This window comes from Micromonospora sp. NPDC005413 (genome assembly GCF_040606435.1).
Classification (GTDB): Bacteria; Actinomycetota; Actinomycetes; order Mycobacteriales; family Micromonosporaceae; genus Micromonospora.
Window position 1 is genome coordinate 530,299 of sequence record NZ_JBEXEV010000001.1, and the last position, 12,289, is coordinate 542,587.

The window sequence follows — 12,289 nt, forward strand, 5'->3', positions numbered from 1 at the left end:
GTTGTCCCGCGCGCTGTCGGGGTGCCAGGCTTCCGCTATGCCGTGGCGTCCCGGGGATCTGATTCTGGACCTGTACGAGGTGCTCGACCAGCCCCTCGAAGGCGGCATGGGCCTGGTCTACCGGGTCCGACACCGCGGCTGGGGCACCGACCTCGCCATCAAGGTGCCGCGCCCCGAACAACTGGCCTCCGAGGTGAAGCGCGGCCGCTTCGAGACCGAGGCGGGCACCTGGGTCGGGCTCGGACTACACCCCCACGTGGTCAGCTGCGCGTACGTGCGCCGTGTCGACGGGCTTCCCTGTGTGTTCGCCGAATGGATTGCCGGTGGGTCACTGGAGCAGGTCGTACGGGCCGGGCGGCTGCACGGAGATCCGGACGACCTCGGCGGCGGTTTCCTCGCCCGTGCGCTCGACCTCGCCGTGCAGTCCGCGTGGGGCATCGATCACGCCCACCAGCAGGGCCTCGTTCATCAGGACATCAAACCCGCGAACATCATGGTGGACCTCGACGGTGACTGGACCGCGAAGGTCACCGACTTCGGGTTGGCAGGTGCCCGGGCCGCGGCCGACGAGAGCGCCAACACGGTGGCGCAAGCCAGTCTGGGGGCCAGTTTCGGTGGAATGACCCCGGCCTACTGCTCGCCCGAGCAGGCCGAGGCCGCCGCTGGCGGGCAGGTCACGCTCACCCGGGCCACGGACGTGTGGTCGTGGGCTCTCTGCGTACTCGAAATGTTCGCCGGTCGCCGGCCCTGCCGCTACGGCCAGACGGCGCGGGAGGCTTTTGCCGACTTCCTCGCGGCGGGGCAGACCTGGCCGGGCGCCCAGCCGATGCCGCCGGGGCTCGCCGACCTGCTGTGGCGGTGTTTCGACGTCAACCCGGCGACGCGGCCGCACAGCCTCGCCGAACTGGCCACGGCAGTCGCCGAGACATACGCCGACAGCGTCGGCGCACCGTACCCCCGAGTGCCGCCACAGGCGGCGAGCCTGCTCGCCGGCAGCCTCTCCAACCAGGCGCTCTCCCTCCTCGACCTCGCCCGCACGGAGGAATCGGAACGGCTGTGGCGTAGCGCCATCGACATCGACCCGCACCACCCCTCCGCCGTCTACAACTGGGCGTTGTACCGGTGGCGACGCGGGACGATCACCGACGAACAGGTCCTGGCCGAGTTGCGAACCACGCAGGTGATCGCGGGGGAACGCTGGCAGGCCGATCACCTGTTGGGTTTCGTGCACGCCGAACGGGGAGATGACGAAGCCGCCCGCGAGCTGTTGGCCCCCGCTCCGGCAAGCCCCGACGTGGATGCCGCGGCCAGCGCTCTGGCGCGCCGCGCGACGGTGCCGGAACCCGAGCGCCTGCCCGGCCAACCCGGTGCCGTGACCGCCGTCGCCATCGACGAGAGCGGTCGCGTGGCGATCACTGGGGGCGGGGACGGGTGCATCCGGATCTGGTCCCTGAGCGACGGCCGCTGCGAACGCGAGCTGACGGCTGATGACACCACGGCGGCAGCTGTCACGGCCCTCGCGATCGCCCGGGACGGTCGTACCGCGCTCGTCGCACGGCCCGAGGGTCGGGTCGAGCTGTGGGATCTGAGGCAGGCCGTCCTCGTACGGGCATTGAACAGCCAGCGGTCGACCGTGACCGCGCTCGCGCTGAGCAGCTCGGGTGCCGCCGCGATCGGGTACGACAACGGACGGATCGAGGTGTGGGACACGACCCGCGGGCGCGTGCGGCGCAAACTCGACCACCCGCCCCACACGTACCAGAAGGTCGATCCGGGAACGGGTCGCGTACTGCCGAAGATCCATGAAAGCCCCGCACCCGTTACGGTGCTGGGCTTGAGCGAGGACGGCGCGGTCGCGGTGTCGGCCGCGCCCGAGGACGGCAGTGTGGTGGTCTGGGACGTCCGGGGCGGCCGCCGGATGCACTGGCTGCTCAAGTCCGCGGACATGCGGATGACCGGCGTCGACCAGGTGGCGTTGAGCCCGTCCGGCACGTACGCCCTCCTGATCGGTCACCAGACACGCGTGACACACCTCTGGGAGACCAGGCCCAACCGGCTGCGGGAGCCGGTGCCGAACAACCTGAACCGCTACTCCACGATCGCGCTCAGCGGCGACGCCGGCCGGGCCGTCTCGATCGGAACCAGCGGCCTCGACAAACCGGTACGGATCTGGGAGACGAGTTCCGGCCGCTGCCTGCGGACCATCGTTCCCCGCTCCGACGGGCTGCCACCGGAGTTGTCCGGCCTCGTCTCGCTCACCTGCGTGGCGATCAGCGCGGACGGCAGCGCGGCCGTCGTCGGCGACGGGTATGGCGGCCTGCACCTCTACCGGCTGCCGCGACCTGAGTTCCGGGCGCCGTGGAGCTACGAGCGGCCGCTGGCGGTCAGAACGCTGCTGTCGACCGAGGCGCAGGTCCGGGAACGGATCGGGCGCGCGGCCGATCTCGCCGAGCGGGGCATGACGGCCAGGGCTGCCGAGGAACTGCGTACCGCCCGTGACGTCGTCGGGTTCGAGCGTCATCCGGAGCTGCGTGAGCTGTGGGAGCGACTGGGCCGGACGGCGGGGGAGCGGACCGACCTGCTGGGCATCTGGCAACGGTACGAACTGCGTGGCGGCACGTTCACCTTCGTGCCAGGGCTGAGCCCGGCACTGAGCGTCGACGGCGAGCTGGCGGTGACGGGTGGCGTCGACGGACGGGTGCGGGTGTGGGAGTTGCAGACCGGGCAGCAGCTGCACACGTTCCCGGAGCGAGTGGGCAAGCCGCACACCATCGAGCTCTCCGCGGATGCGCACCTCGCGGTCACCGCCGACTGGGGTGGCCCCGCGCACCTGTGGGATCTGGAGGCGGGGACGAGGCGGGCGGTGCTGCACGGCGATCACGGTGCGGTCAGGGCGGTCGCCATGGATCGCGCGGGCCAGTACGCGATCGTCGGCGACGCCGACGGTGCACTGTGCCTGTGGCGCCTACGGCCGGCCCACCTGGTCCGCACGATGGTGGCGCATCAGGGACCGGTCGGATCGGTACGCCTCAGCGACGACGGTCGCTACGCCGTTTCCGCCGGCGTCGAGGACCGGACGTGCCGCCTCTGGCGAACGGGCACTGGCAGCCCGCTGCTCACGATTCCCACCGGATTCGGGACGGTGCCGCTGCGCTTCACCCCCGACAGCCGGCGGCTACTGGTCAACACGCCGGGGCAGTTGACCGCCTGGGACGTGCTCACCGGCCGGCAGTTGTACGCCAAGGAGAGCTGGGGCGACGCCATGGCCCTGAGCAGGGACGGCCGCGTCGGGCTCGTCTCCGCGTACAGCGAGACGCACGGGCGGGTGACGTCGGTGTGGGACGTGGCGAGGGGCGGGGTGCTGTGCGACCTCGCGTCCGACACCGACGTGTTCGACGTGAGCCCGGACGGGCGTTACGTGGTGACGGCCGACCGGGACCGGGCGCTGCGCATCTGGGACGTACGGACGGGCCGCTGCGTACACACGTGCGAGGGTCACCCGGAGCCCGTCTCGTCCGTGGTCTTCACCGCCGACGGCCGAAACCTGGTGTCGGTGGACAGCCGACCGGCGATCCGGCTGTGGGAGCTGGATTGGGACTACGACTTCACGGTGTCACGAGCTGAGCCGTAGGCGTGCCGATCCGATCCGAGTGGTGAGCCCGCCGCGCCCCCATGGCTCCAACGGCTGATCGGTGTACGCCGCCGCGCGCAGCGCCTCGTCGTGGACGGCACGCTGCTTCCGGGAGAACCGACTCCGCTCGACCGTGATGTCGGCCAGGACCGGCGAGATGAGATGCCGGAACTCCTCCGGCACCTGGGCGACGTTCCGCTCGTAATCCGGATCGTCCGGATAGGTCAGCGTCAGCGTGATCGGCGGCTCACCACGCAGCCGCCCGCCCAGGGCGCGCAGGGATTTGGCAACGTATTCCAGTGCGATGGTGACATCGCCGGCCAGCCCGACGTTGTTCGACTCCGGCTGATATCCGGGTGGGGCGTCCTCCGGCACCACGTAACGCACGACCACCCGCCTGGCGGGCAGCTCCACGAGCAGGCGAGGCCACGGCCCGCCGCCCTCGATGGTCACGTTCACCGGCTCGGATGTGACGGAGAACCGCAGGCCGATCCAGTCGACCATCGCCATGGCCTCGGGCGGCAGGTCGTCCTGGCTGTACGGGCCCCGGCTGCGCGTCCGCAGCGCCTCGGCGCGCATAGCGGCCAGGACGCGCGCTCCGTCGCCGTCGATCTCAAGGGTCAGCGGATGTATCGCCAGATCTCTCATGACGCGGACAGCCGCGCCGATCAGTGCCGACGGTTCCGGAACGGTGGTCATCATCCACCCTCCGCTCTGCGCGGGACAGGCCTCATCTCGCGACAATGCCAGTCTTCCACAGTGGATGCCCTGCGGCCGACCTCGATCTCCGTAGGGGCCGGCGCGGCTCAGCAGGCGGCGAGCAGCGTACGGAGCAGGCCGGCCAGTTGCTTGCGCTGCGCGGCCGGGAGCTGGTTCAGTGCCGCCGCCTGCTCGGCGAGCCCGGCGGTGAGCGCCTCGTCCACTACCTGCCGGCCTTTGTCGGTCAACTGGGCCCGCAGCGCACGACGATCCGTCGGGTCGGGAATGCGCTGCACCAACTCGGCCCGTTCCAGCTTGTCGAGTCGGCCGGTCATGCCGCCGGTGGTGAGCATGAGGGTCGCCGCCAGCTGGCTCGGCGACAGTGTGTACGGCTCGCCGGACCGGCGCAGGGTGGCGAGCACGTCGAACTCACCGCGCCCGATGCCGAACGGCGCGTACACGCGCTCGACCCGGTCGCCCATCAGCCGGGAGATCCGGTAGATCCGGCCGAAGACCTCCATCGGGAGGGTCTCCAGGTCGGGCCGCTCGACCGCCCACTGGCCCACGATCACGTCCACCCCGTCGCCGGTCGATTTCACTCTCTCTCCTGCCATGAGTTACTTAATGGCAAGCATCTTATGGCTAATCGCTGAGCTGGGTCGGTGATGGTCGTACGGCCGGGGTTGAGTCAGTGCGCGGATCGCTCGGTCTAGATGTGCTGTCCAGGGAGGTTGGTCGAGGTTGTGTGACGACGCGATCTGATGTCGTAGGTAGGTGAAGGCCTCCGGTTGTGGAGTGGAGCTGTCGAGGAACCGCTCCGCCAACCAGGAGGCCTTCATGTCCCACGCTAACGCTGCTTTGACTCCTCGCGCGCGTCTGCGTCTGGCGCGTCTGATCGTGGATGAGCGTTGGTCGGTCTCTGCGGCGGCGCGTCGTTTCGAGGTGTCCTGGCGCACCGCGGACCGCTGGGCTCAGCGATATCGGCAGCAGGGTGTCGAGGGCATGCAGGATCGTGCGTCGCGGCCGCATCACAGCCCCACGAAGACGACAGGGCCGGTGGTGCGCAAGATTGTGCACTTGCGGTGGAAACAACGTCTCGGACCCGTGCAGATCGGCGGGCTTCTGGGCATGCCGGCCTCAACCGTGCACGCGGTGCTGACCCGCTGCCGGCTGCATCGGCTGTCACACATCGACCGGATCACCGGGGAACCGGTCCGCCGCTATGAGCACCCGCATCCGGGCGCGATGCTGCACGTGGATGTCACCAAGTACGGCAACATCCCCGACGGCGGCGGCTGGCGTTTCGTCGGCCGCCAGCAAGGTAAGCGCAACCGCCAGGCCACCGCTGGGCGCACCGGGGCACGCAACAGCGTCTACGAACCTCAGATAGGCACCGCGTTCGTGCACACCGTCATCGATGATCACTCCCGGGTCGCGTACGCCGAGATCCGTGACGACGAGAAAGCCGCCACGGCTATCGAGGTATTACGCAACGCGGTTGGCTGGTTCGCCGCCCGCGGCGTCACGGTCGAACGCGTCCTGTCCGACAACGGCTCGGCCTACAAGTCGCATGCCTGGCGCGACGCCTGCCACGAACTGAACATCACCGTGAAGAAGACCCGCCCCTACCGGCCCCAGACCAACGGCAAGGTCGAACGGTTCCACCGCACCCTGACCGACGGCTGGGCCATCGCCCGGTTCTACAACTCCGAACAAGCCCGCAGGAAAGCCTTACCGGCCTTCCTGCATCACTACAATCACCACCGACCCCACACCGCCACCGGCGGCCTACCCCCCATCACCAGGTTGACCAACCTCCCTGGACAGCACATCTAGACCACGCCGGACAGGTACTCCCGACGTCGCTGCGATTCGAACTTCTCGATCGCGTACCGCAGCATGACCCGTGGCATGACCCGGTAGCGGCGGGCCAGGAACTCCTCCTCCGCCGCTCTGTCACGGTTGCCCACCTCGCGCAGCATCCAGCCCACCGCCTTTCGAACAAGGTCGTGCGGGTCGCGCAGCAGTCGCTCACTGATTCGGAAGGTCCACTGGAAGTCGCCGGCCTTGATGAAGGCGAAGGTCGCCATGATGGCGATGCGCCGGTCCCACACCAGGTTCGACCCGGCCAACCGATCCAGGACGCTCCGGTCCTTGTCCATCAGCCAGGGGCCGACGATGTACGGCGCGGACGAGTCCACCAGATCCCAGTTGTTGATGCGCCCGGTGTTGGCCAGGGTGATGCTGAAAATCCGGGCCCGTTCGTCCTCGTCTCCCGTGGCGAACTTTCGCACCAGGATGAACAGCGACGTCAGTCTCTCCTCGTGCACGCCGCTGCTGAGCAGCTTCGTTGTTTCGGCCAGGGAAAGCTCGCGCCAGTACCGGGCGGCCACCCTGCGCTGTTCCGGCACGGAGACCCCAATGGCCCTGTCACCCTCGCCGTAACCGCCGGGAGTCATCTGCAGAAACCGGCTCGACGCCTCGGCTCGACGCGGGTCGGCAAGGCTGGCGAGTTCGTGACGCACATCGGCGATAGTGGCCATGACCGTCCAAGCTACCGCTACCGCCAGTCCCTACGGTGCTGTTGTTCCACAGCGAACCGGCCACTCTCACGTCAGCTCGGCATGGCTGAAGGCACCAGTGGCCGCCGACGACCCCTGGCCCAGCTGACCAGCACCGTGGCTGCCACCGCGGCAACCCACACCGTCAGGCGCACCGGCTGAGCCATCAGGCTTTCCGCCGGCGGAGGCAGAACCACCATCTGCAGTGCGGCGCCGGCAGGCACCAGCAGGGTGGCGATTACCCCGGCGGGGCCGGAGCGCCGGATCAACGTGCCGGCTACCCCGAGCACAGGGCCGAGCACCACGCTGCCGATCAGCCAGTACCGGGTTGCCATGCCCCACCATGCGCCGCCGTCGAAGATCACGTCCATGCCGTAGTACGCGGTGGTGGCGAACACCAACGTGAGCGCACCGGCGGCCGCGCCGCGCACCATTCCCGCAGCGGGCCTGACGCGCCGGCTTACCAGCCAGCCCGCAAGGACAGCCACCGCGGCCCATGCCCATCCGGCGTCGAGGACGAGGCTGGCGAATTCCGCGACCTGTGACCAGGCACTCCGGTCGGCCCGCGCCGTGCCGACTTCGCCAAGCCAGATCGGCACATGGTTCACGGCCGAGTCGACGGCACCCAGGGCGGTCCCCACGATCGGTCCGATTGCCACCCACCGCACCCGATCCTGCTTCCGCATGACGATCATTGTGCTCGACCCGTACGTGAGCGGGTGGACCGAAGAAGTCGTGCCACTTCGCGCCGCCGAGGAAGCTGGTGGCTGTGCCGCCCGCCGTCGCGGCCCGGCCCTGTCACTCGCGGCCCCGGACCTGCTCGGGCTGATCGGGAAAAAGGCAGTCCACCCTGCAGTGAGCCGGCGGGTGACTGGGTAAGTCACGGGTAAGGACAGAATTCAACGGCCGCCCCGGCAAGATGCCGCCGGGCACCTGATGGCGTGACCGGCAAACCATGAACCACAAATGCCGGTGTACGCCGATCGAGAAGGATGGACTGCGATGATGCAGCCGACTGTGGATCCCGCCGCTGCGTTGGCCGAGCTGGGCCGGGTCAGACTCGACGAGATCAGCCTTGACGACATGCTGCTCCGGATCGCCGAACTTGCCAGCCGGAGCGTCCCCGGGACCAGGGAGGTATCGGTCATTCTGGTCCGGCGCCAGGCCGGTTGGACCGCGGCGTTCACCGGCAACCTGGCCCGTGAGTTGGACGAGCGGCAGTACGAGCAGCACCGGGGTCCGTGCCTCGATGCCTCCGCTAGCGGTGACACGATCTCGGTGCCGGACATGGCTGCCGAGCAGCGTTGGCCCGCATGGGCGGCGAGGGCTCGGGCGGCCGGGGTGGGAAGTTCCCTGTCGATCGGGCTCCCGATCCAGGGGTCGGTGGTGAGTGCGCTCAACGTCTACGGCGACTCGGCACACGCATTCAACCCGTCGTCGATCGCCAGCGCGGAGGGCTTCGCCGCGTACGCGGCAGTGGCACTGGCCAACGCGCACCTGTACGACAACGCCGCCACGCTGGCGGAGCAGATGCAGGAGGCAATGCGGAATCGGGCGGTGATCGAGCAGGCCAAGGGGATCATCATGGGTGACCGACGATGCTCGCCGGAGGAGGCCTTCGCGCTGCTGTCGAAGATCTCTCAGGACACCAACCGGAAGGTGCGCGAGGTCGCTGAGGCCCTCGTCGCCCAGGCAGTTCGGCGAACCCGGGTGTGAGTGTCTCGCAGGTGAACACTGCTCGGCCGAAGGGCCGCCCGCGTGCGGGCGGCCCTTCGGCAAGTCGCGCAGACGATGACGCCACTGCCCGACCGCCTCGGGTCAGTTGGCCGAGGGCTTCCGGATCGAGTCGCGTACCCGGTCGATGACCGCCAGCGCGGGACCGACGGCCAGGTTGCCCTTCGCCGACTGGGCGCTGGGATGCGGCCGAGTTGGCGCGGACGCTTCCGCCGCCCGGACGGCTGTGGCGAGGCTGCGCAGCCGGCCCGCCGGGACGTGCTGGCGAAGCTGGGGGAATTCGTAGCGCTCCTCGTAACGGGCGTGGATGAGCACGGCGTCGCGCAGCAGGATGATGCCTGTGTCGAAGCCGTCGGCGTCCACCCCGCCAGCGATCAAGGTCTGCAGCGTCTCCTTCGCTTGCCGCTCCTCGTCGAGCCGGTCGTCGACCATGGCGTCACCACCCCCGCCAGGCAGCGTCCGAGTGGGGGCGGTGGCGATGACGGCTGCGGAGAAGGTGGAGCAGCGGGTGACAGGTCGCCCCGACTCCTACGTGCCGGCCCGCGTTCTGGCACGGCTGGTTGGCCTGTCGGAATCCCCGCAGCGACAGCCGCGGTGGCAGAACCTGACGATGCACTATGGTCAGGGCGCGTTGGTCGGCGTGCTGCGGAGCGTGATGGCGCAGGCCGGCCTGCGGGGCCCACTGGCTTCGGGAATGTTCACGGTGCTGCGGTTGACCAGCGATCAGATCCTGGAAAACGCCACCGGTGTGGGGGCACCCCCGCAGACCTGGCCACACCGGGAACTCGCCATCGACGTGCTGCACAAGTCCATCTAGGGGTTCGTTACCGGAGCGGTGGCGGATACGCTCGCCGCTCGCGACGGCGCCGGTCCGGGGCAGAGGCATGCGGAGCTCCGCCCGGGTCGCCATTCGGACATCGGCCCTCTGTCGCGAGCCGCAGTACGCCGGGCATGAGCAGCGGAATGGTTAGGTGTACGGATGATCACCCCAGTTTCTCTCGGTACGTGGCCGACACCGCTGGAGTCCGCGCCCCGGCTCGCCGCCCGGCTGGGGCTGGCCGAGTTCTGGTTCAAGCGCGACGACCTCAACGGCCTCGGCGGAGGCGGCAACAAGATCCGCAAGTTGCAGTACACCTGCGCCCAGGCGATCGCCGTCGGCGCCACCACCGTGATCACTTCGGGGGCGCCGCAGAGCAACCATGCGCGGCTCACCGCTGCTGCGGCCGCGCGGCTCGGCCTTGCCTGCGTGCTGGTGCTCGCCGGCCCGCCCTCAACGAACCGGCGTGGCAACCTGCTCCTCGATGAGCTTGCCGGCGCGGAGATCGTCTGGGCCGGCGAAAGCCCGCTCGCCGAGGTGGTGGCGCTTGAGGCGGAGAGGCGATCGGCGTACGTCATCCCGTTCGGTGGCACCTCACCCGCATCGACCCAGGCTTATGTGGATTGCGGCCGGGAGCTGCGCGCCCAGCTGCCGGACATCGACGGGACCGAGGTCGTGGTGGCGCTCGGCTCGGGCGGAACGATGGCTGGGTTGGTGCGTGAGCTGGGCGCTGAGCGGGTGGTCGGCGTGGATACCGGGGCCTTGCCCGACCCTCGTGCGACCGTCGCCGGGCTGCTGGTCGGCGAGGTCGAGCCGGACGCGCTGCGGATCGACGGCTCACAGGTGGGTGCGGGTTACCGCGCGCTCACCGACGCGGCGCGGGCGGCGCTGGAGACGACCGCCCGCGACGAGGGAGTTTTCCTGGATCCGACGTACACCGGCCGGGCGATGGCGGCGCTGCTGGCCGGCAGCTTCCCGCGCGGCGACAGGGTCGTCTTCCTGCACAGCGGCGGGCTGCCGGGGCTCTTCGGCCATCCCGAGCTCTAACGGCTCATTCGGGCCAGGCGGACTCCTCGATGACCCGGACGAAGTCGATGTGGTGGTAGCCCGGCACCCGGTGCTCCAGGACGTCACCGTTGACGGTCCCGAAGGTGGTGTCCGGCCGGTGCCGGAAACCATCGGCGAACGCGTCGACGATGGCTCGTTTGAAGTTCGGCCGAGGATGCGCCGCGGTCACCGCCGCGATGTCAGCGGGCGACAACTCGCGGTAGCCGATGCCGAGCACGTCCGTCTCGACACCCGCGGTGACGAGGGCGACCTCGGGCTCCAGGCGGTACGGAACCTCGGGCGTGGTGTGCAGGGCGATTCCTTCCCACACGAGCCGCGCCTCGTGCTCGCCGATGCCGTTCGACCGGAGGAAACGGCGTGCCTCGTCCGCGCCGTCGAGCTCGAAGCGTTGATCGTCGCGGCGGTAGCGTTCGGTCAGCCCCAGGTCGTGGAACATCGCCCCCACGTAGAGCAGCTCAGGATCGGCCTTCAGGCCGAGCCGCCGACCCTGGAGCGAGCCGAAGACGAAGACCCGCCGGGAGTGATGGAACAGCAGATCGTCGGTGGCCTGGCGGACAAGCTCGGTGGCGTCGTTGGCGAGCTGCGAATCGGGGATCCCGATGCCGGCGATCGTCTGGCTCATGGATGTCCTGTCGGTTCGGGAGCCCCGGGCCGGGCTCCGATGCGTCAAGCGTCACCCGAGCGGACTGTCCGGTGCCCTGTCCTATCTGCCATGCTTCCCTCGGATCAGGACATCACGGAGGGGTTGGCGCTGTGGGGAGCCGGGCGGCAGAGGCACACCGGGTCACAGCTCTCGTTTTCGACGGGATGAAGCTCCTGGACCTGGTCGGACCCTTCGAGGTCTTCGCGGAGGCCGCCAAGTTCGGCGCACGGTACGAGCTGGAGGTGCGCTCCACCGATGGTGCCGCCGTCCGCGCCTCGACGGGTATGCGCGTCGCCGTGGATGGCGCCATCGACTCGGCGACCGACGTCGGGACCGCCCTCGTGGTCGGCGGCGACGCCCTGCCGGTGAGCCCGATCAGCCCCGAACTCACCGCCGCCGCGGCGGCGCTGTCACACCGCGCCGCTCGTACCGCCTCGGTCTGCACCGGCGCGTTCCTCCTGGCTGGCGCCGGTCTGCTCGACGGTCGCCGGGCGACGACGCACTGGCGGCACGCCCGGATGCTCGCAGCCGCGTTTCCGCGGGTGCGGGTGGAGCCCGACGCCATCTTCGTACAGGACGGGCCGATCTTCACGTCCGCCGGCGTGTCCGCGGGCATCGACCTCGCGCTGGCCCTCGTGGAGCGCGACCACGGCGAGGAGATCGCCCGGTCCGTCGCTCAGTCGCTGGTCGTGTTCCTGCAGCGACCCGGCGGCCAGTCGCAGTTCTCGCCCTCTCGCCCTGCCCCGACCCCGCACTCCCGTGCTGCGGCAGGTGACCGACGCGGTGGCAGCTGACCCGGCCGACGACCACTCGGTGACCGCCCTCGCCACCCGGGCGCATGTCAGCCCGCGTCACCTCTCCCGGATGTTCCGGCAGGAACTCGGCAGCAGCCCCAGCAAGTACGTGGAAGGCGTGCGGATTGACGCGGCCATCCGTCTGTTGCACGCAGGGCAGTCGGTCACCGCCTGCGCCCAACAGGTCGGCATCGGCAGCCCGGAGACACTGCGCCGGATGTTTCTCGCCCGGGTGGGGGTCTCCCCGCGCGCCTACCAGCAGCGGTTTCGCAGAACGACGCGTGACTCGGCGCCGATGATGGACGACGAGGACGCCACCGAGCCGTGACTCGTACGGCTGCG

13 protein-coding genes are annotated in these 12,289 nt (G+C 69.7%); 7 read left to right on the forward strand and 6 right to left on the reverse strand.

Annotated features, from left to right (window positions below; genetic code table 11):
- Window positions 1–37: 37 nt before the first annotated feature.
- Complete coding sequence (locus ABZS37_RS02065; RefSeq protein ID WP_355164944.1) at window positions 38–3,631, forward strand: protein kinase; 3,594 nt, start codon at window positions 38–40, stop codon at window positions 3,629–3,631.
- On the opposite strand, the gene ABZS37_RS02070 is transcribed toward ABZS37_RS02065, so the two are convergent.
- Together ABZS37_RS02070 and ABZS37_RS02075 are read right to left on the reverse strand one after the other, a co-directional pair.
- Complete coding sequence (locus ABZS37_RS02070; protein ID WP_355164945.1) at window positions 3,614–4,330, reverse strand: hypothetical protein; 717 nt, start codon at window positions 4,328–4,330, stop codon at window positions 3,614–3,616. The genes ABZS37_RS02065 and ABZS37_RS02070 overlap by 18 nt on opposite strands.
- Window positions 4,331–4,437: 107 nt before the next feature.
- Window positions 4,438–4,929 carry a MarR family transcriptional regulator gene (locus ABZS37_RS02075; protein WP_355164946.1) on the reverse strand — a complete coding sequence of 164 codons (492 nt, stop codon included), beginning with the start codon at window positions 4,927–4,929 and terminating at the stop codon, window positions 4,438–4,440.
- Window positions 4,930–5,167: 238 nt separating this feature from the next.
- Here ABZS37_RS02075 and ABZS37_RS02080 point away from each other — a divergent pair, with 238 nt between their 5' ends.
- The gene (locus tag ABZS37_RS02080) at window positions 5,168–6,166 is read left to right on the forward strand and encodes an IS481 family transposase (RefSeq protein ID WP_355164947.1); all 999 of its coding nucleotides are present in this window, start codon (window positions 5,168–5,170) and stop codon (window positions 6,164–6,166) included.
- On the opposite strand, the gene ABZS37_RS02085 is transcribed toward ABZS37_RS02080, so the two are convergent.
- Window positions 6,163–6,873: a DNA alkylation repair protein gene (locus ABZS37_RS02085; protein WP_355164948.1), complete on the reverse strand. Its 711-nt coding sequence runs from the start codon at window positions 6,871–6,873 to the stop codon at window positions 6,163–6,165. The two genes, ABZS37_RS02080 and ABZS37_RS02085, sit on opposite strands and share 4 nt — an antisense overlap.
- Window positions 6,874–6,944: 71 nt before the next feature.
- Entirely contained in the window at window positions 6,945–7,577 is a 633-nt protein-coding gene (locus tag ABZS37_RS02090) for a DUF6518 family protein (protein ID WP_355164949.1), read from the reverse strand.
- A 316-nt stretch (window positions 7,578–7,893) separates the two neighbouring features.
- On the opposite strand from ABZS37_RS02090, the gene ABZS37_RS02095 reads away from it, so the two are divergent.
- Window positions 7,894–8,607: a GAF and ANTAR domain-containing protein gene (locus ABZS37_RS02095; RefSeq protein ID WP_355164950.1), complete on the forward strand. Its 714-nt coding sequence runs from the start codon at window positions 7,894–7,896 to the stop codon at window positions 8,605–8,607.
- Between the two features lie 102 nt (window positions 8,608–8,709).
- Here ABZS37_RS02095 and ABZS37_RS02100 read toward each other — a convergent pair whose 3' ends face one another.
- Window positions 8,710–9,057 carry a hypothetical protein gene (locus ABZS37_RS02100; protein WP_355164951.1) on the reverse strand — a complete coding sequence of 116 codons (348 nt, stop codon included), beginning with the start codon at window positions 9,055–9,057 and terminating at the stop codon, window positions 8,710–8,712.
- 46 nt (window positions 9,058–9,103) lie between these two features.
- Here ABZS37_RS02100 and ABZS37_RS02105 point away from each other — a divergent pair, with 46 nt between their 5' ends.
- Together ABZS37_RS02105 and ABZS37_RS02110 are read left to right on the forward strand one after the other, a co-directional pair.
- Window positions 9,104–9,442 carry a hypothetical protein gene (locus ABZS37_RS02105; RefSeq protein WP_355164952.1) on the forward strand — a complete coding sequence of 113 codons (339 nt, stop codon included), beginning with the start codon at window positions 9,104–9,106 and terminating at the stop codon, window positions 9,440–9,442.
- 162 nt (window positions 9,443–9,604) lie between these two features.
- Window positions 9,605–10,489, forward strand: a complete 885-nt coding sequence (locus tag ABZS37_RS02110) for a pyridoxal-phosphate dependent enzyme (RefSeq protein ID WP_355164953.1) — start codon at window positions 9,605–9,607, stop codon at window positions 10,487–10,489.
- Window positions 10,490–10,493: 4 nt separating this feature from the next.
- Here ABZS37_RS02110 and ABZS37_RS02115 read toward each other — a convergent pair whose 3' ends face one another.
- Window positions 10,494–11,132 carry an HD domain-containing protein gene (locus tag ABZS37_RS02115; protein ID WP_355164954.1) on the reverse strand — a complete coding sequence of 213 codons (639 nt, stop codon included), beginning with the start codon at window positions 11,130–11,132 and terminating at the stop codon, window positions 10,494–10,496.
- Window positions 11,133–11,317: 185 nt separating this feature from the next.
- On the opposite strand from ABZS37_RS02115, the gene ABZS37_RS02120 reads away from it, so the two are divergent.
- Window positions 11,318–11,947: an AraC family transcriptional regulator gene (locus tag ABZS37_RS02120; protein WP_355164955.1), complete on the forward strand. Its 630-nt coding sequence runs from the start codon at window positions 11,318–11,320 to the stop codon at window positions 11,945–11,947.
- Complete coding sequence (locus tag ABZS37_RS02125) at window positions 11,937–12,275, forward strand: AraC family transcriptional regulator (RefSeq protein WP_355164956.1); 339 nt, start codon at window positions 11,937–11,939, stop codon at window positions 12,273–12,275. The genes ABZS37_RS02120 and ABZS37_RS02125 overlap by 11 nt, the downstream gene beginning before the upstream one ends.
- Window positions 12,276–12,289 lie beyond the last annotated feature (14 nt).

What these genes read in the sequence shown, in the direction of transcription:
- ABZS37_RS02065 (WP_355164944.1), top strand. Translation starts at nt 38, where the DNA reads ATGCCGTGGCGTCCCGGGGATCTGATTCTGGACCTGTACGAGGTGCTC.
- ABZS37_RS02070 (WP_355164945.1), bottom strand. Translation starts at nt 4,330, where the DNA reads ATGACCACCGTTCCGGAACCGTCGGCACTGATCGGCGCGGCTGTCCGC.
- ABZS37_RS02080 (WP_355164947.1), top strand. Translation starts at nt 5,168, where the DNA reads ATGTCCCACGCTAACGCTGCTTTGACTCCTCGCGCGCGTCTGCGTCTG.
- ABZS37_RS02085 (WP_355164948.1), bottom strand. Translation starts at nt 6,873, where the DNA reads ATGGCCACTATCGCCGATGTGCGTCACGAACTCGCCAGCCTTGCCGAC.
- ABZS37_RS02090 (WP_355164949.1), bottom strand. Translation starts at nt 7,577, where the DNA reads ATGCGGAAGCAGGATCGGGTGCGGTGGGTGGCAATCGGACCGATCGTG.
- ABZS37_RS02095 (WP_355164950.1), top strand. Translation starts at nt 7,894, where the DNA reads ATGATGCAGCCGACTGTGGATCCCGCCGCTGCGTTGGCCGAGCTGGGC.
- ABZS37_RS02100 (WP_355164951.1), bottom strand. Translation starts at nt 9,057, where the DNA reads ATGGTCGACGACCGGCTCGACGAGGAGCGGCAAGCGAAGGAGACGCTG.
- ABZS37_RS02105 (WP_355164952.1), top strand. Translation starts at nt 9,104, where the DNA reads ATGACGGCTGCGGAGAAGGTGGAGCAGCGGGTGACAGGTCGCCCCGAC.
- ABZS37_RS02110 (WP_355164953.1), top strand. Translation starts at nt 9,605, where the DNA reads ATGATCACCCCAGTTTCTCTCGGTACGTGGCCGACACCGCTGGAGTCC.
- ABZS37_RS02115 (WP_355164954.1), bottom strand. Translation starts at nt 11,132, where the DNA reads ATGAGCCAGACGATCGCCGGCATCGGGATCCCCGATTCGCAGCTCGCC.
- ABZS37_RS02120 (WP_355164955.1), top strand. Translation starts at nt 11,318, where the DNA reads ATGAAGCTCCTGGACCTGGTCGGACCCTTCGAGGTCTTCGCGGAGGCC.